The sequence below is a fragment of the Prosthecobacter fusiformis genome (assembly GCF_004364345.1).
In the GTDB taxonomy this organism is placed as follows: Bacteria; Verrucomicrobiota; Verrucomicrobiia; order Verrucomicrobiales; family Verrucomicrobiaceae; genus Prosthecobacter; species Prosthecobacter fusiformis.
In genome coordinates this window covers 433,242-456,068 of the sequence record NZ_SOCA01000001.1, presented here as the reverse complement: position 1 = coordinate 456,068, position 22,827 = coordinate 433,242, and the positions used below count along the sequence as shown (strand labels likewise).

Genomic DNA, 22,827 nt, shown 5'->3' with positions numbered 1-22,827 from the left:
CCGCACTATCCAACCGTATAACCTTCCGCAATGCACGGTCCTTCTTCCATCCTTGAACTATCCGAAACGCACACGCTCGGCGCGGACACGGAATTTCGCGTGGTGCGGGCCAGTGAGGCGGACAAGCGCCCCTGGCTGCGTGGTGCCCCTGTTTGTGGCACCCTGAAAACCCATCGCATCTGCCATGCAGGGGTGATGACTGCGCGGCCCCCCTATCGGGTGGTGCGTATGCACCAGAGCGGCCTGTACTTCCTGGCTTGTGTGGAAGGGGAGGGGCGCGTGCTGGTGGATGGGCGCTGGCAGAAATGCAGTGCGGGCATGGCGGTGGCCCTGCCGCCTTTCATGGTGAATGCCTTTGAGGCGGTGAAGGGAAAGGAGTGGCGCTGCTGCTGGGTGCGGTATGAGCAGCAGCCGGAGCAGAAGCCCATCCTCAACAGCAGCTCTCCGCAGATGGCTGCCTTTCATGGGCAGGTGCTGTGGAATGCCATTGATGGCCTCATTGATGAAGCCGGGCACGATCCCAAACCTGCCGCCATGTTTCACTGGGTGGAGTTGATCCAGAGTTATGTGGAGCGCTTTGCGCAGCCCTGGCAGCAGGATGACCGCCTGTGGCGTGTCTGGGAAATGGTGGCCGCCGATGTGGGGCGTGACTGGACCCTGGACGAGCTCGCCCACCAAGCGCATGTGAGCGCTGAGCATCTGCGCCGCCTGTGCCGCCGCGCCCTGGGCCGCACGCCCATGCACCACGTGACCTGGCTGCGCATGCGCAAGGCCTGCGAGCTTCTCTCAACGACGAATCTGAAAGTGGAAACCGTGGCCAACACAGTTGGTTATGTGAATCCCTTCGTCTTCAGCAACACCTTCAAAAAATGGATCGGCTGGCGGCCGAGCGAGCATCGATCGAAGATGGCGGTGTGATGGAGGTAATGCGGGCACTCCTGCCTGCAATTCGAAGGCCGTGAGACATTCGATTGCAAGCGAGGCTGTCCACATTACTCGGGATGATATTGAATGGAGAAACGCAAAGATTGCAGGCAAGAGTGCCTGCCTCACTTCAATCACTTCTTCACCAGCAAGCTCTCCCCAGTCATCTCGGCAGATTTCTCCACGCCGAGCATGTCAAGAAGTGTCGGGGCAATGTCAGCTAGGCGACCGTTCTTAACGGTGTAGCTACCCGCATCTGCGGCCACATAGATGCCGTGGACGAGGTTGGTCGTGTGAGCTGTGTTCGGGCTGCCGTCGGGATTGCGCATGAGCTCGCAGTTGCCGTGGTCGGCGGTGATGAAGAGCTGTCCGCCGAGTTCGAGCACTTTTTCGACAATGAGCCTCACGCCGAAGTCAATCGTTTCACAGGCGTGGATGCCCGCTTCGACGACGCCAGTGTGGCCCACCATGTCGGGGTTGGCGTAGTTCATGATGACGAGGTCGTATTTATCCAGACGGCGCAGTACCTCAAAGGTGAGGTCCGGGGCGCTCATCTGCGGTTTTTTGTCGTAGGTGGGCACCTCCTTCGGGCTGATGGCCAGATAGCGATCCTCGCCCGGATTTGGTTCCTCAATGCCGCTGTTGAAAAAGAAGGTGACGTGAGGGTACTTCTCCGTTTCGGCAGCGCGGAGCTGGGTCAGCCCGGCAGCGGCCACCACCTGGCCGAGGTTGTTGCTGAGGCTTTCCGGGCCAAAGATCACCTGAGCACCCAGCTTGTAGTAGGTCGCATCATATTCGGTGAGGGTGTAGTAGTTCACCAGAGGATGGACTTCACGGTCGAAGCCTTCAAAGCCAGTTTTCAAAAACGCCTCACTGAGCTGGCGGGCGCGATCAGCGCGGAAGTTGAACCAGATGATGGCATCACCATCACGGATGCGCTGCTCGTTCGAGTTGGAGAAGATCATGGGTTGCATGAACTCATCGCCTCGTGGGTCGCTCGGGTAGGCGGCCAGCACGGCAGCGCTGGGGGTATCTGTGCGGACTTCACCCCGGCCTAGTACAATGGCATCCCATGCAAGCTTGTTCCGCTCCCAGCGGGTATCGCGGTCCATGGCATAATAGCGGCCAATGACAGTGGCGATCTTTGCCCCGCTGTAGGTGAGGTCAATTTCCAGCTTCGCCAGATAAGCTGCACCGCCCTTCGGATCCGTATCACGGCCATCGGTGATGGCGTGGACCATGATGTCCTCCACCCCGGCCATTTTGGCGGCGTTGCAGAGGGCCACCAGATGTTCCTGATGGGAATGCACTCCGCCATCGCTGATCAGGCCCAGGAAGTGCAGGCGCTTTCCTTTGGCTTTTTCAAAGGCTTCCACCAGCGTTGGCATTTGGGCCAGTTCGCCATCGCGGATGCTTTTGTTGATGCGGGTCAGGTCCTGGTAAACCACACGCCCGGCACCCAGGTTCAGGTGGCCCACTTCACTGTTGCCCATCTGGCCGTCTGGCAGGCCTACGTCCTCGCCGCTGGCACTCACCGTCCCGCGCGGGTAGGTAGCATACAGGTGATCATGGAAAGGCGTGCTCGCCAGCAGGGTCGCATCGCCATTGGCTTCTGCCTGGGCTTTGCCGCCGGGGTTGATGCCCCAGCCATCACGGATAATCAGAACAACGGGTTTTTTGGCCATAAAGCCGTTTAATCCATCAGAATCGGTGATTCTGCAACCTCGGGTGATTCTTGTTGACCTGCCGCCTGCCACCTCTTTCCTGCTCCCCATCTCATGAAGACCACTCCCGTCACCACCGCCGACCTCCGCAGCTCCGTCATTGCCGTCCCCCCGCTGTGCCGAAATGGCGACCTCAGTCTCAATCCGGGTGAGAACAAAAAGCTGATCGATCACATGTATGCCGGTGGCATCCGTACCCTGCTTTATGGAGGCAACGCCAACCTTTATAACATCGCCCTGTCTGAATATGATTCACTGCTGAACATGCTCGCAGAGCTGGCTCCTGAGGACCTCTGGATGGTGCCCAGCTTCGGCCCCATGTATGGCACGGCCATGGACCAGGCGGCTATCCTGAAAAACCACAAATTCCCCACAGCGATGCTGCTGCCTACACTTTTCCCTTCCAAGCCAGCAGGCGTGGCCACGGCAGTACGACAGATTGTGGAAAAAGCGGGCATGAAGATCGTCCTCTACATCAAGGACGAATCCTACATCACCCCTGAGCTGGCCGCCTCCCTCGTCAATGACGGCCTCATTTCCTGGATCAAATACGCGGTGGTGAAGTCGAACCCGGCCGATGACCTTTACCTGACCAAACTCGTCTCCATGGTGAATCCAGACCTCATCGTCAGCGGTATCGGCGAGCAGCCAGCCATCATCCACCTGCGTGATTTCGGCATCACGGGCTTCACCGCTGGTTGCGTCTGCATCGCCCCCCGCCTCAGCATGGACCTGCTCCGCGCCATTGATGCCAAGGATTATGATCGTGCCGAGCAGATCCGCGAAGTCTTCCTCCCGCTGGAAGATCAGCGCAATGCCCACAGCCCTATCCTGGTGCTGCATCACGCCGTGGCCCTGGCTGGCATCGCCCAGACCGGTCCGGCTCTGCCGTTGCTCACAGAACTGCCGGATGAACTCCTCCCCGGCATTGAAACCGCCGCCAAGGAACTGCTGGTAAATGCGGCATAAAGGCTGCGGACACCGCTAATTCCGGATGCTGAATTCCTCAACGCTCACCAAGCCATCGTCATTTTTGTCGAAGGTTTTGAAGCGTTGAGGAGCATTGTCCTTCTTTGACAGACCATCGGTGTACTCGGCGAGCGTCAGGCTGCCATTTCCGTCCTTGTCCCAGCGGCCAAAGACGGCCTGCAAATCAGCGGACGGTTTCGCTGAGCCAGATTTGGCAGGCTTGCGTGCCTGTGTCTTGGCCGCTACCGGGGGCTTGGGGGAGGGGAGCGTTTTTTGCCAAGCGAGGATCGCTTGTACCATTTTGGCTGTACGCTCCGGCTGGGCTGTTGCCAGATTGTTTTCCTGCTTCCGGTCATGCGCCAGATCGTACAGCTCGATGCGTTTGGCATCAAAGCTCATCAGCAGGGTGTGAAAACCATCGCGCATGGACAGTTGCGGCCAGTTGGCCTCAGTGACATTCGGCCCACGCCATTCCCAGAAAAGGGGCTCAGGCCGCGTGAAGGTTTCACCTTTTAGAGCCGCGATGATGTCCGTGCCATCAGACTGCCAGTCTGTGGGGGCCTGAATCCCGCAGGCAGCCAGCACCGTCGGCATCACATCCACGCCCGCCAGGACACTCGTTTTGTCCACCCGGCCTGCAGGCACCGCGCCCGGCCAGCGGACGAGGAAGGGTACATTTACCCCGCCCATGTAAAGGCTGCGTTTCCGCCCACGGAGACCGCCCGTATCACCCACACTGTAGTAGAATTTCTGGCCGGGATCGGGCATTGAGTTTTCCGGGCCATTGTCACTTGAAAAAATGACGAGAGTATTTTTGGTCAGCCCCAGTTCATCCAGCAGGGCCAGCACCCGGCCGATCTGTTTATCCGCCCGGGTGAGTGAAGCAAAGTAGGTGCGCTGTGGCTCTGCCGTGTCAGGATACGCCTGCTTATCCTCCTCAGTCGCGGCGACCAAATGATGCGCCTCATGGAGCCACAGGTTCAGATAAAAAGGCTGGTCCTTGGCAGCCTGGATAAAGCGCAGCGCATGCTCCGTCGCCGCCGTTGTTTGAAAGCAGGCTACGGATCTTTCCTCGCCGCGTCCTAGCTGGTTCTTCATGTCCGTATCATCGAAGACACTGCGTCCGGGGCCCGTCCACACTGCTGCTTCATCATAGCCATACTCGGCTGGTAGCGGCGGGCTCATGTCACGACCACCGCCGGAAAGATGCCACTTGCCAAAATGGCCCGTTTTATATCCCGCCTGCTGCATCAAACGGGGCAGGAGAGTGACCTTCGGGTCCAGCCAGTCCGGCATGCCACGCTCCGCATTTTGCTCATGACTGGCGAAGTGCTGATGCACTCCGTGCCGCGCTGGATACTGTCCGGTGACGATGGCTGTACGGCTGGGTGAGCACACGGGATTGCACACCACAAACTGCTGGAAATCCGTCCCCTCTTTGGCCAGCCGGTCCAGGTTCGGCGTCTTCAGTTCAGGGTGTCCATGACACGCCAGATCTCCCCAGCCCCAGTCATCCGCATAGATGAATACAATGTTAGGCCGTTCCGCATGCAGAGAGTTGAGGGTGACGAGGAAGAGGGCGGACAGGAGCAAGTTCTTCATGGATGGATCAGGACGCTGGCCTGGGAACGTTAATGGCGGGGAGATCCTTCAAGCAGGGGGATATCTGGCATCACTTATCCTGTGGTCTGCCTCCGGCATCCAGCTCTGTGCCTACCTCCTCAAAAGCCGTCGCGAGATCCTGCCATGCCTCAGCTGTCGTATCCCAGCCACCGCTGACGCGCACCACCCGTTTCAGTTCCTCCCAGCTCGCTCCCAGGGCCTGGACGACGACTGAGGAGCCTTCCTTTCCAGAACTGCAAGCGGAGCCGGTGGAGATGGCGAAACCACGGCGTGTCAGACGCGTGAGCCACTTGAGGTTATCGTGTCGGGGCATGACCATGAGCGCGGTATTCCACAGTCGTGGTGCCCTTTCTGAAATCACTCGCAGCCCCGGAAAAGCCAGTTTCATTTGGGTGAGGAATGCATCCCGATGATGGCTTTGTGCGGAGGCGATTTCAGGCAGGCCTTTATTCGCTGCTTTGAGCGCCGCCACCATGGCTGCAATGGCGGGATAATTTTCTGTGCCTGCGCGGTGTCCATGTTCCTGAGGACCGCCATGGAGCAGGGGAAAACTTTCGGCAGCATGGGCCAAGACTAAAAAACCGATGCCTTTGGGGCCACCAAATTTGTGCGCACTGCCCGTGATGTAGTTGCAGGCCCCCAGCTCCTCCGCTGGCAGCTTGCCCATCCACTGCGCTGCATCGGTGTGGAAATGGACACCGTTTTCCTGGCACAGTTTGAAAAGCTCCTGCCAGGGCTGGATGACGCCGCTTTCATTGTTAGCTGCCATCACGGAGACGAGAGCGGGTGCATACTGCTGCACGAGAGTGTGCAAGACCCCTGTCTGCACCAGACCTTGTGGGTCCACTGGAATCTCGATGACCCGGCCTCTGCCCAACCAGGCCCGCGCGGCCTCCCGCACACTGGGGTGCTCAATGGCGGAAATCGCTACCACGGCATCAGGAGCTAGGCATTTTGACAGTCCGGCAAAAAGCGCATTGTTAGATTCCGTCGCTCCAGAGGTAAAGACCACACGCTCCGGCTCCACGCCCAGCAGGTCACCCAGTTCCTCGCGGGCGGCTTCCAGCGCCTGGCTGGTGAGGCCGGCTTCTCGATATAGACTGGAGGCATTGTGCCAGTGCCGGTCACTGGCGTGTAGCCAGGCCTCCCGGGCGGCTGGGCAGAGTGGGGTGGTGGCGTTGTGGTCGAAGTAAGCTGGCACAGTCAAAGGGATACGTCGTAGGCCGGGCAAGTTCCAGTTTTCGATGATGGGATAAGGGAAACTCTTCCAAAGAATGGACGGGTGAGCAGCGTTAACTCCTTTCGCTACTTATGTCCACGACACCCCTTTCTTCTGCCGATCTCAAACGCCGTTCCTTCCTCCGTGCTGCTTTCACTGGGGCGGTCATTACCCCCGGCATCCTCTCGGCTGCTGAAGTGGAAAAAGTGATCGCACAGAGTGATGACTCCTTCAATGAACCGGCCCGCGACCTGCCTTTGGTGGAAGATACGGACGTCATCGTCTGCGGCGCAGGTCCTGCGGGGATCGCCGCAGCCATCACGGCAGCGCGGGCGGGGGCGCGAGTGCGTTTATTCGAATGGCGCGGCTGCCTGGGCGGAGTGTGGACGGCGGGTCTGCTGGGGTACTTCCTGGATTTCGACAAACCCGGTATCGCTAAGGAACTGCGGGACCGTCTGGATGCTCGGGATGCACGCGCGAATTCCACCAGTGCCCGGCGTTTCTGCTATGACCCGGAGGCGCTGAAAATGCTGCTGGAAGAGATGTGTGTGGAGGCTGGAGTGAAGTTCCAATTTCATACCCGGGTGGCTGCGGCCTATCGTGAAGGGCGGAAATTGACCACGGTGGTCACCGAGTCCAAATCCGGCCGCCAGGCCTGGAGTGCGCCTGTATTTATTGATACCACCGGTGATGGCGACCTGGGTGCTCATGCCGGGTGCAATTTTGAAATCGGTGAAGCCAAAGACTGCCCCTGCCAGCCCATGTCGCTCAATGCCCTGCTGATGGTGAAGGATGTGGAAGCCCTGCGTGAATTTGTCCGTTTTGGAAAACCGAATGAAGGAGAAAACACGGACAGCGAGAAGAAAAAACGCATCAAGGACGTCATCGTCAGCACAGGGCATTTCCCCTCCTATGCAGGCTCCACGCTGTGGCATATCCGTGGCAATCTGATCTTTGCAATGCTGAACCATGAGTATGGCATCAAGCCTTGGGACGCTGCCGAAATCACCGCCGCTACCGTGCGCGCACGGGCGGAGATGAATAAGATGGTGAATGGTCTCCGCAGCCTGGGCGGCCCCTGGGAGGGCATCCAGATTGTTGCCACGGCGGAGCAGATCGGTGTGCGGGATGGCCGACGCATCATGGGCCGGTTTACCGTCACGGAGGAGGACTTGGTGAAAGGAGCCCGCTATGATGACGGCGTCACTCGCGCCACTTTCGGCGTGGATGTTCACGCCACGAGCGCCGAGCATAACCAAAACAAAGCCCCCATCCATGTCACCAACATCAAGGTGAAGCCTTATGACATCCCGCTGCGTGCCCTGATCGCCAAAGATGTGGATGGTCTCATGATGGCCGGGCGCTGCATCAGCGGCGATTTCATTTCCCATTCCAGCTATCGCGTCACCGGCAATGCCGTATCCATGGGCGAAGCCGCCGGTGTGGTAGCCGCCATTGCTGCCACGACCAAGCGCATGCCGCATGACGTGGCCTGGAGTGAGGGCGAGGCAAAGCTGAAGGAGATCGGCCATCGCGCCTAAAATTCCGGCCTGGAGCGCTCATTGCACTCCAGGCTTTTGTTGGCTTTAGACCATGCTGTGCAATCCCACCACGTTGCCTTCAGGATCCTCAAAGATCCCGATGAAACCATGCGGCGGGATGGCTAGGCGATCACGGATCACCTTGCCGCCTGCGGCAGGAATGCGGGACAGCACGCCATCCAGGTCTCCTTCCACATTCAGGTAAACGATCGTGCCGCCTGGGCCGGGTTTGCAGCCTTCCATTTTGGTGAGTGCTCCGCCGATCCCGGCCATATTGTCATAAGGAAAGATGGCCATCTCGCAGCCGTCCATGCCTGCATCCTGGAGCTTGCCCTCCAAGATCGTTTCATAAAAGGTCCGGGCACGGCCGAGGTCAGTGACGTAGATTTCGAACCAGTTGATTGCGTTGGTTTTCATAAAGGTAGGTGTGGTTTAAGCTCTCCGGTTTTTGGAAGAACATGGGTATGTAAGCACGGACTGCTGACAGCCCTATGTCAGGAGAGTACTTCGACAGACGAAAAAACATTCAGGCATGCGCCTGAGCGATTTTCACCGCCCTTTCATGCATCGCATGGCGCATCTCTGGCGGATGCAGCACCTGGGCATGGGGGCCCAGGCTGAGCAGCCATCCTAGCAGCCAGTCTTGAGAATAAGCCAGCATCTCCATGCGCACCTGACCATCTGGCAGCGTTTCTTCCGTGACCTGGGCGCACATCATCTCCCGCCGCACCCGGTCTAGGGCCGCAGGCTGGAAAAGGACGATGGTAGTGATGGCCTCCTGTTCATTCAGCACTCCGGCGAGAAAGCTCTTCACCGAGAAGTCTTCATGGCCACTGAAACTCTCCTGCAAGACCTCCCAGCTCACCACCCGGTCCAGGCGGAAATCACGAAACTCCTTCCGCAGTCGGCAAAAGGCGATGAGGTGCCATTCACGGGCATAAAACATCATGCCCAGCGGCTCCACTGTACGGGTGGTGTGCTCCCCGCGCCCACCCGCATTGTAGCATAAGGCCACACAGCGTCTCTGGACCAAGGCCTGCTGCAGTGGCATCAGTGACCTCTTTTCATCCTCTTTCGTCCTCGAACTGATCCACACACCGACAGATTTTTTGAGCTTGTTTAGATGATCCTGTCTCTCCTTCGGCAGCACAGCCCTTACCTTCAGCAGGGCAGAGCGAAGTGCTCCCCGCAGGGAGTCATCGGCGATCTGTTCCGTCACTTCACCGCTCATAAACAAAGCGGCTGCTTCGTGCTCCGTAAACATCACGGGTGGGATGTGATACCCCCGCATCAGGCTGTAGCCGACACCCGCTTCCGCCACGATGGGCACGCCTGCTTCCCCCAGTGCCGCCAGGTCCCGGTAAACCGTACGCACGCTCATTTCATAATGCCCCGCAATCTGCTCCGCCGTGATGACACGGTGGCTTTGCAGCAGCAGGATCATGCCGGTGAGGCGGTCAATGCGGTTCATGAACGGAAAAAGTCAGCCTGGAAAATGCGGTGGATTCAACGCTGCACAAGGCCGCAGTTTCAGGGCTTGGCCAAATCGGTGAATAATCATGTTTCAACAAGTGACAAGGTTAGTATATTACTCATCATGTCACTTGTTTAATGAATGAAGGATTCTTCATTTTCAGTTCTGGATTGGGGCAAACGAGTGGAAATAATATTGCAACAAGTGACAAGGTTAGTATATTACTCATCATGTCATTTGAAGAAGATCCTGGGCCAGGTCGGCCACCGTTCGTCAACCGGCAGGATGAGGTCGCCCTGCTGGATGCCTTTCGCCGCAAAGCTGGGGCGCAGTTCATGGTGGTGTATGGACGGCGGCGCATTGGCAAGACCGCCCTCATTACCCACTGGATGTCCGGTAGGCCGAGGACCAAGATCCGTGGCTTTTACTGGGTGGCTCACCGCAGTACGCCGGAGATCCTTTTGCGCAGTTTTTCGGAAGCGCTCGCCTCCTGCCTGGATGCGGAGATTGCCGCACGGCTCAGCTTTGCCACCTGGGAGGATGCCTTCAAACAGATGTTTGCCCTCGCCAAAACGGAAGCCCTCGTGGCGGGCATTGACGAGTTTCCCTATCTGCTCGAGAGCGTCCCCGGGCTGGCCTCCCTGCTGCAAAAGATCTGGGATGCGCAGAAGCAGGGCTCCCAGATCAAGCTTATCCTCTGCGGTTCGCAGTATCACATGATGCATGAGCAGTTCTTCACCCCGAGGCAGCCCCTCTACGGACGTGCCACCGCCTCCCTCCTGCTAGATGAAGTTTCGCCCGCGCATCTGGGCAAGTTTTTGCCGCGCTACAGCCCCCAGCAGATCGTGGAGACTTACAGCGTACTCGGCGGCGTGCCGAAGTACCTGGAGATGTGGGATGACCGCGCACCCGTGATGAACAACATCCGGGATCTGCTGCTGTCCCCCTCCACCCTTTTCCGGCATGAGGCCGTCTTCCTCATCCATGATGAAATCGCTGAGCCACGAACCTACCTGGGCCTGCTGGAAGCCATCGGCGGTGGGCTGCGCACCCCCGTGGCCATCGCTAAAACCACCGGGCTGCCCATCACCCACATCGGCAAATATCTAAACCATCTCCTGGACCTGAAACTCGTCCGCCGCGTGCAGTCTGCCGAGGCTCCGAACGCCTCACAAACACGCCTCAGCCGGTATGAGATCCGCGATCCGTTCATGCGTTTCCACTTTGAATTCATCCATCCGCACCCAGATCTCGTCGAGCGTAACCGGATGACCGAGCACATGGAAAAGATCACCGCTCGCTTCGATTCCTACGTGGGCAAAACGGGCTATGAAGAACTGTCCAGGCGCCATCTGGAAGCACTGGGTGCCGCAGGAAAACTGCCCTTCAAACCCGACAAAGTCGGCCGTGCCTGGACCCCGCGCTCCGAGGTGGATGTCTTCGCCCTCAATCGCAAATCCCAAGCCGCCCTCTTTGGCGAATGCCGCTGGACCTCCCGTAAAATGGACGTCTCAGTGCTGACAGAATTGCAGGTCAAAGCGGAGACCTTCCCCCGCCTGAAGAAGTGGAGAAAACACTTCGTCCTTTTCTCCAAATCCGGCTTCACCGCCGAGCTTACCCGCCTTGCCAAGAAAGAATCCATCCTCCTTTTTGAGGGACCGCTGCTGGGGAAGTGACGAGGTGGCCCTTCAATTGGGCCATCGCTTACTAGCCCTCTCGGGCAGATAGAGGGGAGCTTGACGGCTGGCTCGGAAGAGTTATCCTTTTGATATGGCACATGTGATAAATCCGGTTAGCCGTAAAGCTCTGGCACTGCCTCCTCAGCAGCGCATGGGATTGGCCACGTTGCTGCTGGAAAGCTTGGATGACGCCTCTGAATTTGATCAAAATCTTCTGCAGGATTTGTCAAAAAGGGCAGAACAACTTCGCAAAGGCACTGTCAAAGGAATGACGACGGAAGAGGCCTATGGCTTTTCGCTATAAGCTCATTCACCACCCCGAAGCTTCTGCTGATTACCAGGATGCTTTAGCGTATTTTGGAGAGTTAGATGAGGATTTGGCTAACCTGTTTAAAGATGACTTTAAAGCTGTTCTTCTGGGACTGACGACAGGACGTGCATCCGGCACTTTGTATGCCGAAGGTTATCAGCTCCGCTGGGTAAAACTAAAACGGTTCTCCCACAAAGTTTTTTTTGAACCGGACGGAGACCATGTGCGCTTTGTTCTCGCGGTAGTGAGTGGCAAGCGGCATCCTGCGAGGATTCGCAGGATATTGGGTGCACGCAGCAACGAGTAAATCTCGGAATTGTATCAGCATACAGCCCTCGCCTCACACCAGATCCGGCAGCGGATTGTCCGCATCGCCGAAGTGCTCTGTCTTCACGCCCATGCGGTCCATCATTGCCAGATGCAGGCGGCAGAGCTTGCGGTTTGGATCCTTGCTGTAGTCAAAGTAACGTCCGCCACGGAGGGTGCCGCCGCCACCACCTGCGAGGATCAAGGGAAGCTGGGTGGAGTCGTGGGCATTGCCGTCATATAGGCTGGAGGTCAGCATGATCATGCTGTTGTCTAAAAGCGTGCGCTCACCCTCCTGGGTGGCTTCCATCTTCTGCAGGGCCTCGGACCAGACCTTGACCATGTATTCGTTAGACTTTTGGTAGGAGGCTAGGCGGTCAGCATCGTTGGCGTGGTGGGAAAGCTCATGCTGCCCGCCTTTGACGCCTAGGAAACCGAAGTTCATGCTGGAGAGGTCATTCGTCAGCATGTTCGTCACCACACGGGTGCGGTCCATTTGGAAAGCCAGGACCATGATGTCCAGCATCAGCTTCACATGCTCCTCCTGCTGTGCAGGGATGCCAGAGGCGGGGCGGGCCAGCCAGGGCTTGGTGACACTCGGCTGCCAGCCACGGGTCGTGGCCTCGGCCGTGCTGAGCTTTTCAGAGCGCTCGATACGCTGCTCCAGGTCTCTTACCGAGGTGAGGTATTCGTCCAATTTCTGGCCATCGCGACGGCTCAGCTTTCCACGCAGACTGCTGGCGTCCTGCATCACCAGATCCAGCACACTCTTGTCACGGGCACGCTTGCTGCCGTCATCAAAAAGCTGGTCGAAGGCCTGCTGCGGGTAGATCTCCTTCGGCGCAGGCGTCGTCGGGCTGCTCCAGGAAAGGTAGGCGGAATAAAGGGAGGTGTAGCCGCTGTCGGTACTGTATTTGGGCCCCTCTGTGCCAATGGCCAAGCTGGCCACCGGTGTCTGCTGGCCGATTTTGTTGGCGATGATCTGGTCCATCGTCAGGCCCACTTCCACATCCGTGGTCGTCTGCTTCACCTTCAGCCCGGAGAGAATGTTCATCTTCGGATAGTGCCCGCCTGGGCCTGCCACCGTGGACGGATTCCACAGTCCCTTGAAGACCATCACCTTGTTCTTCACCGGGTCCAGCGGCTTCAGCGTTTGCAGGAACTCCAGGCCGCCAGGGCCGTTCGCCGCACCCCAATGATGAGGGTTCACCCCGTTGCCGAAAAAGCAGATCCCCAGGCGCCGTGGAGCCTGCGGTGTGCCTTTGATGACCGGTGCGCCAAAGGACGAAACGGACTCAAACCACGGCAGGCCGAGCATGATGCCTGCACCACGCAGGAACTGCCGACGGGAAAACTGGGAAGAATTTTTCATTGGGGGGTGGAAGTACTACGGCACCAAAAGGTACAAGATTTCGGCCAATCTACGCGCAGCAGGTGCATTGAGCAAGAGTGTGGGCAGACTCGCCCCCAAGCCGCTCATCCCTTCTTCAGTGCTGCCACCAGCTTCGCCCCATCCAGAGCCAGCAAGGCTTTCACATCCAGGACCAGGCCGGCAAAAGTGCTGCTGCGGAGTTTATGATCCCGCCCCAGGCTCTGTGGGACATACTCCCCGTCCTTGAGGACAAACCAGTCCACTTCCTTGTCCTGGGTGCGCCAGACGATGTATTCATTCACGCCGTTCCTGCGATAAACCCGCAGCTTGTCCCGCAGGTCGATGCTCGCCGTGCTGGCCGCTACTTCTACCACCAGTTCGGGCGCACCGCAGAGATACCCTTTGGCATTCAGCCACACCCGGCCACCCTTACGTGGTTTGGAGCACAGGATCGCATCCGGCTGAAAAGAGTTTTCCGTATCCAGCAGCAAAGTGGCATTGGGATAAAATTCCAGGCCATGCTCAATGGCATACGTGAAAAGCCAGCCGTGGATCATCCCATCAGGCTTGGCGTGCAGATCGATGCGGACGGGAGAGGGCATGTGGGTAATTCCTTCGATCAATTCGGCTTTCTTGACGTCGTGCATATCCTCATAGCGGCGCAGGAATTCCGCGAGGTTGAGCATCTCCGCGTTTTCCAACGGCGGAATCGGGCCGAGGGATCGGGATTGCGGCGTGACGGCGGAGGCTATCATGAGACCAAGCTACTCTGAAAGATCCGGTTTACCAGTAAAATGCCACCTCTCCCCAAGGAGATCAATTTCCCAAAAAACGCGCAGTGTTCGCAGCATTGCATCGTATGCTGCATGATGCCCGACGCCCCTCCTACAAACTCTTGGAGCCAGGCGCTGGCAGATTTCCTTTTGGAGCAGCAAGGCGTCGAGGCCATCCGCCTGAATCCGGAAGAGCGCAGCGTCCAGATCGCCACCCTGGGGCAGGTGGATGCCGGACTTCTGCAGGCGCAGTTAAATGAAGTGCTCCGTTCCCTGGATGCCAGCCTGCTGGGGGAATCCCCGGAAAGCACGGTCAGCGGTCTGAAAATGAGCAGCCATGCTGGCGAGCTCACCCTGCAAAAACCAAGCTGCATCACTGCACCTCGATTTTGGAAATGGCGAGATTTTGAATGGCCTGAGGCGGAGGAAATGGAGCGTCAGAGCGCCGAAGAATGGCGGATGATGGCCATTCAGGCCGCCATCTGCGGTCTGGCCCTAGTGACCGGATACCTTGCTGAAACATTCTTCGCCGCGCCGGAATGGCTCGTGCGCGGATTTTTTGGCGTGTCCCTCATCAGCGGCGGCTGGGATGCCGCTAAGGACGCTTGGGAAAATATCCAGGAAAAGCGCCTGGACGTGCACTTCCTCATGCTCGCCGTTGCCACCGGTGCCGTCGCCATCGGAGCCTGGGAGGAGGGCGCTCTTTTGCTTTTCCTTTTCTCCACCTCCGGTGCCCTGGAGCATTATGTCCTCCACCGTACTCATCGCGAGATCAATGCCCTCACCAAGGCCGCACCCAAGCAGGCCCGCGTAGTGCTGCCCGATGGCAAGACAGAAGAACGCGCCGTCGCCGGCCTGCGCATCGGCGATGTCCTCCAGGTGCGCCCGTCGGAGCTTTTTCCCGTGGATGGCACCGTTACACATGGCGAGTCCGCTGCGGATGAATCCACCCTCACAGGCGAGGCCGTGCCCATTGATAAAGGCATCGGCGCAGAGGTCTTCGGCGGCACTTTAAATCTCTGGGGCCTCGTCCAGATGCGTGTGGATCGCCCCGCCACGCAGAGCGCCCTGGCGCGGATCATTTCCATGATCCAGACCGCCCAGCACCTGCGTGCTCCCAGCCAGCGGTTTACAGACCGCTTTGGTACAAACTACACCCTCTTCACCCTCGCCAGCGTCTTCCTCATGTTCTTCATCTGGTGGCTCGCCATCGGCATTCCTCCCTTCGAAAATACCGACTCCTCCAAGTCCGCCTTTTACCGCGCCATGACGCTCCTGGTCGTCATGAGCCCCTGCGCGCTGGTGCTTTCCATCCCCTCCGCCATCCTCGCCGCCATCGCCTGGGGCGCGCGTCGCGGCATCCTTTTCAGGGGTGGTGCCGCCATCGAAAAATTGGCCGAGGTGGACGTCATCGCCATGGATAAAACCGGCACCCTCACTGAGGGCAATCTCCGCGTCGCTCTGGTGGAAAGTTTCCCGCCGGGCAGGGAAACCGAGGTTCTCCGTCTCTGCGTCACCCTGGATGCCAATTCCAATCACCCCATCGCCCACGCCATCACCCGCCATGCGAAAGAGCAGGGCATCGAGCCGGGCACCCTTCTGGAGTTTCACTCCATCCCCGGCCAGGGGCTCCGTGGCCTAACCAAAGATGGCATCACCTACGTCGGTCGCCGCGAGCTCATGAACCAGGGGGATTTTGCGCAGTGGCTCAAAGACGTCCCCGATGCTCCTCTTGGCTTCTCCGAAGTCTGGGTTCTCAATGCTCATACTATGGGCCGCGTGTTGTTGAAAGATGAGATCCGCAGTGGCAGCAAGGCCGTGCTCGCCGCCCTCGCCTCGGAAAATGTCCGTACCATCATGCTCACGGGCGACCGCCGCGCCGCCGCCATCCAGGTGGCGGAGGAACTCGGCGTCGCCGATGTCCGCGCAGGTCTCCATCCTGAGGATAAAGTGAGCGCCATTCGCGAGCTCACACTCCAGGGTAAAAAGGTCGCCATGGTGGGGGATGGAGTCAACGATGCTCCCAGTCTTGCCGCAGCCTATGTCAGCATTGCCATGGGTGCCCGTGGCAGCGATGCCGCTCTGGAGCAGGCCGATGTCGTCCTCATGCAGGACAAGATCGAAAAGCTCCTCTCTGCCCGCCACATCAGCCAGCAGGCCCGCCGCATCATTCGGCAAAATCTCGCCATCTCCCTCGGCTCCGTCATCATCATGGCCATCGCCTCACTCTTCGGCATCGTCCCGCTCACCCTCGGCGTTCTCACTCACGAAGGCAGCACCGTCGTCGTCTGTCTGAACAGCCTCCGCCTCCTATTCGCCCAAGAATAGCAGCCTCGTTTTGTAGTCCCGCCTTCAGGCGGCTCATCCTTCCCACGATGTCCCAGTCGCACACAAATAGGGACCCCAAAACTCCTCCAGCATCTCCTCTCTCAGCTCAAATCCACCCGTTCCGGCGTATTCGCCATCAGTTGGAAAATGGGCCCCATCTCATCCAAAACAGCGCTCCACAGCGTCGTCGGTTGTTCCAGTGTCAAAATCACCTTCGGCGCGGGTGCGATGATCCAGGATTTCCGCTGGATCTCCCCCTCGATCTGCCCGCCTGTCCAGCCGGAGTAGCCCACAAAGCCACGCACCTCATGCCCCATGCTCAGCTCATGCATCGCATCAGCCACGGAAAGGTGGGTCTGGCAGCGCAGCGTACTCTTTTTCCGGTTCCAGTGCAGGGAGGCAAAGGCCAGCTTGTCCGTCGCCACCGGCCCGCCGATGTACACCGGCACCTGTCCCAGCGCGCCCAGGTCCTGGTCCGGCAGCAGGTCTGCCACCCGTTGGTCCAGCGGACGGTTCAGTACATATCCGAAGGCCCCGTCCTCCTGGTTGTGTGCCGCCACAAAAATGACGGTGCGTTTGAAATTCGGGTCCCGCATGGATGGCACAGCCAGCAGCAGGTTCCCGGCGAGGGGGGATGCATCAGGGGTGGTTGGCATGATGAATGTACAGACCGCATAGGTAGGGCCAACGTTGCACTTTTGCATGGAAATTCATCGGGTCTGCAACATGCCACATCTTGCCAGCGCCCATTCCCCGTCTAGCCTGACACCTTGACCTCTTTGACCACCTCCCCTTCAGACTCACTCTGGGTCCGCCGTTTTGCCTGGCTGCTCGCGGGCGTCTTCGTTTTTCGCCTCGGTTTCATGCTGCTTTTTACCGCCAATATGGATCTGGCAGGGGATGAAGCCTATTATTGGGACTGGGGCCGCCGTCCAGATTGGGGATACTTTAGCAAGCCGCCCATGATTGGCTGGCTCATGGGCCTCGTTGGCTGGCTCACGGGAAATGCGGAGTGGGGCATCCGTCTCGCCCCGCTCATCTTCGGCACCGCCACCTTGGCCGTTCTTTTCGCCCTGGCTCGTCGTCTTTTTGGTGCTGCCACCGCCTTCCTGGCGGCTCTGCTTATCCTTCTCACCCCTGCGAATACAGGGCTGAATCTCTTTTTTACCATTGATGCTCCCCTGTTGCTATGCTGGTCCCTGGCCCTGCTGCTTTTCTGGTTCGCTTTGGACAAGCCCACCTGCCTCTGGCGCTGGGCCGCCCTCGCCCTCACCATTGGCCTCGGCACCTTGAGTAAGCAGATGATGCTCGCCTTTCCCGGCCTCATGATCGCCTTTGTCCTGACTTCTAAACCGGATCGGCACCTCCTCCGCAATGTCCCCTTTTGGGCCTCCATGCTCATCGGCACCGCCTTCATCACTCCCGTCCTCTGGTGGAATACCCAGCATGAATGGATCACCCTGGAGCATACCAAACATCATTTCGAGACTAAGAGCCTCAGCTTCTCAAAGTGGCTTTCACGCACCCTCGAGTTTCCGGCCGTCCAGGCCCTCGTCTATTCCCCCATCACCTATGCGGCTCTTCTGGTCGTCTTGTTCTATAGCGTCAAACACTGGTCTCGCATGGACCGCCGCGCCCACTACCTCATCCGTTTCTCTGCGCCCGCGCTTCTCGGCTTTTTTTCCCTCTCCCTTCGTCAAAAGATCAATCCAAATTGGCCCGCCGTCTTTTACGTTCCCGCCTTCATCCTCCTCGCCGCCTGGTTCACTGGCCAGCTCCCCTTTGTCGCTCGGCCTTTTTGGAAAACTTGGTCGCTGCGTGTCGGTGCCACCATCGTCGCGCTCGCTCATCTCGTTCTCCTCATCGTCTTCTTCACAGATCTCAAAGGCCATAAAAAGCTCAATGAAATGCGTGGCTGGGCCGAAACGGGCATCCAGGCCGGCCAGTTCCTGGACCGCGTCCCGCGTCCGGAGAATACTTTCGTCCTGGCCACCGGTTACCGCTACGATGCCGCCCAACTCGCCTTCACCATGCCCCAGCATCCTCGCACATATCGCTGGGAGCGTTCCGGGCGTGTCCTCTCCCAATACGAAGTCTGGCCCGGTCCCGAGGAACGCATTGGCGATGACGCCCTCATCTTCAAAAATGGCAATGCCGAACCCAGACCTCTTTTTGCCCCCCTCACCCAGCGATTTGAAAAAATCGAAAGCCTAGGGCGTGTCGAAGTAAAATTGGGCGAGGGCAACACCCGCATCTTCGATGTCTTCCTCGGCCACAAACTCCTCTCTTGGGAAAAACCCGGCACCCCAAAGCCCAAAGCACTGAGCACTGAGCACTGAGCACTAGTCACCGCCCACCCTCCCCATGCCCTGGGACCTCCATCTCCTTCAGCGCATCAACCTTCACTGGACCCACCCCGTCCTGGATTGGTTAATGCCCGCCATTTCCGCCATCAATGCCTGGGTTCCCCTCCTGGCTCTGGTGGTGATTCTCGTCGCGTGGCGCGGGGGTAGGCAGGGGCGTCTCATGCTCCTTTGCATCGGCCTCGCTGTGGGCATCGGGGATGGCATCGTCTCCAATACGCTCAAAAAAACTGTGGGTCGCGTTCGCCCTCGGGATGCCATGTCCGGCCTCATCGTCCGTGACCTCGGTCCCGGGAAGCCTGATTTTCTGCGCCTTTTCACCACCCCCGTCCAGTCCCCCAGCAAGCCCCGCCGAGAGACTCGCGGAAAATCGTTCCCCAGCAGTCACACGGTGAATATGTTTGCCCTCGCCACCGTGATCGCCCTCTTTCATCGCCGCTGGGGTCTTCTCATGTATGGCCTTGCCGCCTCGGTGGCGTATTCCCGTCTCTATGTCGCCGCCCACTGGCCCAGCGATATACCGCCCTCCGCCGCCCTCGGCATCCTCATCGCCCTCGCCACCGTCTGGACCGTGGACCGCATCCGCCAGCGATTCTCCAAGCAAGAGATGCCGCTCCCCTAGTACGGTGGGCACTCTTGCCTGCCCTTCTGTCCTGGCGCGTAAACGCCTGTCCCGCGTGCAGTTCCCGCGTCTCGTAAGGAACCGTTCTCCAGCCCTCGTTCGCCCCCATAACCATGGAGCGCCGACGACTCGTCGGCATACATCACTTACCCTCTACAGCGCCTTTTCATTTCCGTCTAACGTGTTAAGTTTAACTCCCCTCAAAACTCGGCGTCTCCACCCTTACGCAATCATCCAAAAACATCATAAAACATAATTAACCTCCTTCCTGTAAATCCTGCCAATCCTGCAATTCTGTCCAAATTCAAAGCCCCCGCCCGCCCCACCCTTTCCCCCATGGGGAAGTCTGGGGAAACCATGGGGAAATCCATCCCCATCGACAACTCATTGATAATCAGGCTATTACCCGCCAAAATCCCCACATGGGGAAATTTTGCAATTTCTCCCCATTTCCCCATCTGTCCCTCCTTCCGTTGACTGCAATAGGCCGCGTGTTGCGTATGTTCTAATCCTCACATCATGCGCTTGCTCGTCCTTCTCTGCCTGACCCTCTCCACCGCCTTCGCCCAGACGGAGGCGGATTATCTTACCAGCATCCGCCAGCTCACCTTCGATGGCCGCAGGGCAGGGGAAGGTTACTTCAGCGCCGATGGCAGCAAGATGGTCTTCCAGTCTGAGCGTGAGGAAGGAAACCCCTTCTATCAGATCTACCTCATGGACCTCGAGACAGGCGACCAGGAGCGCATCTCCCCCGGCATGGGCAAGACCACCTGCGCCTGGATCCATCCCGATGGAAAACGCATCCTCTTCGCCAGTACCCACACCGATCCTAAGTCCAAGGAACTTCAAGACGCCGAAATCAAGGACCGTGCCACCAGCCGCGTGCGCAAATACTCCTGGGACTACGATGAGCATTACGACCTCTGGGAATACACCTTGGCTGATAAAAGCCTCAAAAACCTCACAAACACACTCGGCTACGATGCCGAAGGCGCCTACTCCCCCGATGGCCGCCAGATGATCTTTGCCAGCAATCGCGCTGCCTATGAAAAGGAACTTTCCAAAGAAGACACCGCGCGGCTCAAGGTGGACAAGCAGTACTTCATGGACATCTACATTGCCGATGCCGATGGCCAGAATGTGAAGCAACTGACCGATGCCCCTGGTTATGATGGCGGCTGCTTTTTCAGTGCGGATGGCAAACGCATCTGCTGGCGGCGGTTTACGCCGAAAGGCGATGTCGCTGAAGTCTGGACCATGAATACCGATGGCAGCGACCCGCGCCAGCTCACCAAGCTCGGTGCCATGAGCTGGGCACCCTATTTTCATCCCAGTGGTGAATACCTCATCTTCACCACCAACCTCAACGGCTTCGCCAATTTCGAACTCTACATTGTCGATGCCGCTAGTAAGCACGAGCCTGTCCGCATCACCACCACGGACGGATTTGACGGCCTTCCCGTATTCACCCCCGATGGCAAAAAACTCTCCTGGACCACCGGTCGCACCAGCAATGGACAAAGCCAGATTTTCATGGCCGACTGGAATCATGAAGCCGCATTAAAATCCCTCGGTCTCTCCGAAATTACCACCCCAGTCCAAGCGGCCACGCCTGCCACCCAGCCAGATTTCTCGGCCACTCAGGGAGACATCACCCCTGCCGACCTTCGCCAGCACGTCACCTATCTGGCCAGTGATGAAATGGATGGCCGCCTCACCGGCACACCGGGGGAAAAACTGGCCACCCAGTACGTGGCGGATGTGTTCAAAGGCATCGGCCTCGTTCCTTATGGCGATGAAGAGTGGTTCGATCCCTTCGAATTCACGGCCGGTGTAGCCCTTGGCGATGGCAACCGCCTTACCCTCGCACCCGCAGGCAAAAGTCTCGTCACGGATAAAGACTGGCGTCCCCTGTCATTCTCTGAGTTAGGCGAGGTCACCCCCAGCGACATTGTCTTCGCCGGTTACGGCATTGAAACGCCAGAGGAGGCCACCAGCGAGGATGGCAAGAAGATGGAAACCTACAGTAGCTATGCCCATCTGGACGTGAAGGACAAATGGGTGCTCGTCCTCCGCTATCTGCCGGAAGGCATTACCCAGGAGCGCCGCAATGAGCTCACCCGTTACGCCAGCCTCCGGCACAAGGCCCTCGTCGCCCGCCAGAAAGGCGCACGCGGCCTCATCATCGCCAGCGGGCCTAACAGCAAGGTGGTCGGCCAGCTTGTCCCCATGTCTTTTGATGCCTCTCTCGCCAGCTCTGGCCTCGCCGCCATCAGTGTCACCGATGCCGTTGCCGATGACCTGCTCAAACCCGCAGGCAAGACCCTCAAAGAACTCCAGGACAAACTGGACACTGGCGACCTCATGGGCGGCATTGACTGCCAGGGGCTCAAGCTCAGTGCCCAAATTGACATCCGGCAAGAAAAGAAAATCGGCCGCAACGTCATCGCCGTCCTGCCCGCTCGCGATAAGCCAGATCCCCATGTCGCCCCGCTCATCGTCTGCGCCCACATTGACCACCTCGGCAGCAAGGGTGGCAATAACTCCCGCGCCAAAGGGGATGAAGCCAACATGATCCACCACGGTGCCGATGACAACGCCAGCGGTGTCGCCGGTGTCATCGAGATCGCCCAATGGCTCGCAGATCAGAAGAAGCAGGGGAAGATCAAACTCACCCGCGATGTCATCTTTGCCGCCTGGTCCGGTGAAGAACTCGGTTTGTTAGGCAGCAGTCATTATGTCGAGGTCCTGGCCAAAATGTTCAAGGGTGATCCCAATGGCAAGCTGACGGGCATGTTTGCTGCCTGCCTGAACATGGACATGATCGGCCGTTTCCAAAAGACCCTCGTCCTCCAGGGTGTCGGCTCCAGCACCTGGTGGCCCAAGGAAATCGAAAAACGCAATGCCCCCATTGGCCTCCCCATCACCACCCAGACCGATGCCTACCTGCCCACGGACAGCACCATCTTTTATCAACGTGGCATCCCCACATTGAATGCCTTCACTGGCAGCCATGAGGACTACCACAAGCCCAGCGATACCGCTGACAAGATTGATTATGAAAACGCCGCCAAGATCACCCGCCTCATGGGCCTCATCTCACGCGGCATCGCCACCGCCGATACCAACCCCGACTTCGTCGCCATGGAGGCCCCGAAGAACAAGGACAGCCGTGGCGGCCTCCGCGCCTACCTCGGCACTATCCCTGATTATGCCCAGGGCGATACCAAAGGCGTGAAACTCAGCGGCGTCTCCCCCATCGGCCCCGCTGGCAAAGCCGGCGTCAAAGGCGGCGACATCATCATCAAGCTTTCCGGCAAGGACGTCCTCAACATCTATGACTACACCTCCCTCATGGGCGAGCTAAAAATCGGTGCCGAGACCACCATCACCATCATCCGCGACGGCAAAGAACAAGTCCTCAAAATCACCCCCGGCTCCCGCGAATAAAGTACAGTACCCTGCACTCTCCGAGTGCAGCATCTATAGCCTCCGCAGCCCCCTTGCCCGCTTACTCTCTCCAACTGCCATGCTTCGGTCTTAAAGCCTCCCCGGCCAAAATATCAAACTTGAGGGCCCTTCCTTCCATCTCCCCCTTCA

Annotated in this window: 18 protein-coding genes; 10 read left to right on the top strand and 8 right to left on the bottom strand. The window is 58.5% G+C overall.

Annotated features, from left to right (window positions below; translation table 11 throughout):
* Positions 1-30 precede the first annotated feature (30 nt).
* Entirely contained in the window at positions 31-918 is an 888-nt protein-coding gene (locus tag EI77_RS01565) for an AraC family transcriptional regulator (RefSeq protein WP_133792998.1), read from the top strand.
* Between the two features lie 140 nt (positions 919-1,058).
* Here the strand turns inward: EI77_RS01565 and gpmI are convergent, their stop codons facing one another.
* A complete protein-coding gene (gpmI, locus tag EI77_RS01560) occupies positions 1,059-2,609 on the bottom strand; it encodes a 2,3-bisphosphoglycerate-independent phosphoglycerate mutase (RefSeq protein ID WP_133792997.1) in 1,551 nt (516 codons plus the stop codon).
* Positions 2,610-2,702: 93 nt separating this feature from the next.
* Here gpmI and EI77_RS01555 point away from each other — a divergent pair, with 93 nt between their 5' ends.
* On the top strand, positions 2,703-3,617 hold the full coding sequence (locus EI77_RS01555) for a dihydrodipicolinate synthase family protein (protein ID WP_133792996.1): 915 nt from the start codon (positions 2,703-2,705) through the stop codon (positions 3,615-3,617).
* A 15-nt stretch (positions 3,618-3,632) separates the two neighbouring features.
* On the opposite strand, the gene EI77_RS01550 is transcribed toward EI77_RS01555, so the two are convergent.
* Complete coding sequence (locus EI77_RS01550) at positions 3,633-5,219, bottom strand: sulfatase-like hydrolase/transferase (RefSeq protein ID WP_133792995.1); 1,587 nt, start codon at positions 5,217-5,219, stop codon at positions 3,633-3,635.
* 70 nt (positions 5,220-5,289) lie between these two features.
* Entirely contained in the window at positions 5,290-6,471 is a 1,182-nt protein-coding gene (locus tag EI77_RS01545) for a cysteine desulfurase family protein (protein WP_166646959.1), read from the bottom strand.
* A gap of 80 nt (positions 6,472-6,551) precedes the next feature.
* Here EI77_RS01545 and EI77_RS01540 point away from each other — a divergent pair, with 80 nt between their 5' ends.
* Positions 6,552-8,000 carry an FAD-dependent oxidoreductase gene (locus tag EI77_RS01540; RefSeq protein WP_133792993.1) on the top strand — a complete coding sequence of 483 codons (1,449 nt, stop codon included), beginning with the start codon at positions 6,552-6,554 and terminating at the stop codon, positions 7,998-8,000.
* Positions 8,001-8,045: 45 nt separating this feature from the next.
* Here EI77_RS01540 and EI77_RS01535 read toward each other — a convergent pair whose 3' ends face one another.
* Both EI77_RS01535 and EI77_RS01530 read right to left on the bottom strand, forming a co-directional pair.
* The gene (locus tag EI77_RS01535; RefSeq protein ID WP_133792992.1) at positions 8,046-8,417 is read right to left on the bottom strand and encodes a VOC family protein; all 372 of its coding nucleotides are present in this window, start codon (positions 8,415-8,417) and stop codon (positions 8,046-8,048) included.
* A 109-nt stretch (positions 8,418-8,526) separates the two neighbouring features.
* Positions 8,527-9,471, bottom strand: a complete 945-nt coding sequence (locus EI77_RS01530; protein WP_133792991.1) for a helix-turn-helix transcriptional regulator — start codon at positions 9,469-9,471, stop codon at positions 8,527-8,529.
* 233 nt (positions 9,472-9,704) lie between these two features.
* Between EI77_RS01530 and EI77_RS01525 the strand changes: the two genes are divergently transcribed.
* From EI77_RS01525 to EI77_RS01515, 3 genes are all read left to right on the top strand, one after another.
* Positions 9,705-11,150, top strand: a complete 1,446-nt coding sequence (locus EI77_RS01525; RefSeq protein WP_166646958.1) for an ATP-binding protein — start codon at positions 9,705-9,707, stop codon at positions 11,148-11,150.
* Between the two features lie 94 nt (positions 11,151-11,244).
* Positions 11,245-11,457, top strand: coding sequence for an addiction module protein (locus tag EI77_RS01520; protein ID WP_133792989.1), 213 nt, complete (start codon positions 11,245-11,247; stop codon positions 11,455-11,457).
* Positions 11,441-11,770 (top strand): type II toxin-antitoxin system RelE/ParE family toxin, encoded by a 330-nt coding sequence (locus EI77_RS01515; RefSeq protein ID WP_133792988.1) that lies wholly within the window; start codon positions 11,441-11,443, stop codon positions 11,768-11,770. Before EI77_RS01520 ends, EI77_RS01515 begins: the two co-directional genes overlap by 17 nt.
* A 33-nt stretch (positions 11,771-11,803) precedes the next feature.
* Here EI77_RS01515 and EI77_RS01510 read toward each other — a convergent pair whose 3' ends face one another.
* Both EI77_RS01510 and EI77_RS01505 read right to left on the bottom strand, forming a co-directional pair.
* Positions 11,804-13,141 carry a DUF1552 domain-containing protein gene (locus EI77_RS01510; protein WP_133792987.1) on the bottom strand — a complete coding sequence of 446 codons (1,338 nt, stop codon included), beginning with the start codon at positions 13,139-13,141 and terminating at the stop codon, positions 11,804-11,806.
* A 104-nt stretch (positions 13,142-13,245) separates the two neighbouring features.
* Positions 13,246-13,896, bottom strand: a complete 651-nt coding sequence (locus EI77_RS01505) for a Uma2 family endonuclease (RefSeq protein WP_133792986.1) — start codon at positions 13,894-13,896, stop codon at positions 13,246-13,248.
* A 111-nt stretch (positions 13,897-14,007) separates the two neighbouring features.
* On the opposite strand from EI77_RS01505, the gene EI77_RS01500 reads away from it, so the two are divergent.
* Positions 14,008-16,242: a heavy metal translocating P-type ATPase gene (locus tag EI77_RS01500; protein WP_243838633.1), complete on the top strand. Its 2,235-nt coding sequence runs from the start codon at positions 14,008-14,010 to the stop codon at positions 16,240-16,242.
* Between the two features lie 101 nt (positions 16,243-16,343).
* Here EI77_RS01500 and EI77_RS01495 read toward each other — a convergent pair whose 3' ends face one another.
* Positions 16,344-16,898 (bottom strand): YqgE/AlgH family protein, encoded by a 555-nt coding sequence (locus tag EI77_RS01495; protein WP_166646957.1) that lies wholly within the window; start codon positions 16,896-16,898, stop codon positions 16,344-16,346.
* Positions 16,899-17,012: 114 nt separating this feature from the next.
* Between EI77_RS01495 and EI77_RS01490 the strand changes: the two genes are divergently transcribed.
* The 3 genes from EI77_RS01490 (at position 17,013) to EI77_RS01480 (ending at position 22,677) form a co-directional block, all read left to right on the top strand.
* Positions 17,013-18,581 (top strand): ArnT family glycosyltransferase, encoded by a 1,569-nt coding sequence (locus EI77_RS01490; RefSeq protein ID WP_133792984.1) that lies wholly within the window; start codon positions 17,013-17,015, stop codon positions 18,579-18,581.
* Positions 18,582-18,606: 25 nt separating this feature from the next.
* The gene (locus EI77_RS01485; RefSeq protein ID WP_133792983.1) at positions 18,607-19,227 is read left to right on the top strand and encodes a phosphatase PAP2 family protein; all 621 of its coding nucleotides are present in this window, start codon (positions 18,607-18,609) and stop codon (positions 19,225-19,227) included.
* Positions 19,228-19,746: 519 nt separating this feature from the next.
* The gene (locus EI77_RS01480; RefSeq protein ID WP_133792982.1) at positions 19,747-22,677 is read left to right on the top strand and encodes a M28 family peptidase; all 2,931 of its coding nucleotides are present in this window, start codon (positions 19,747-19,749) and stop codon (positions 22,675-22,677) included.
* Positions 22,678-22,827: the final 150 nt, after the last annotated feature.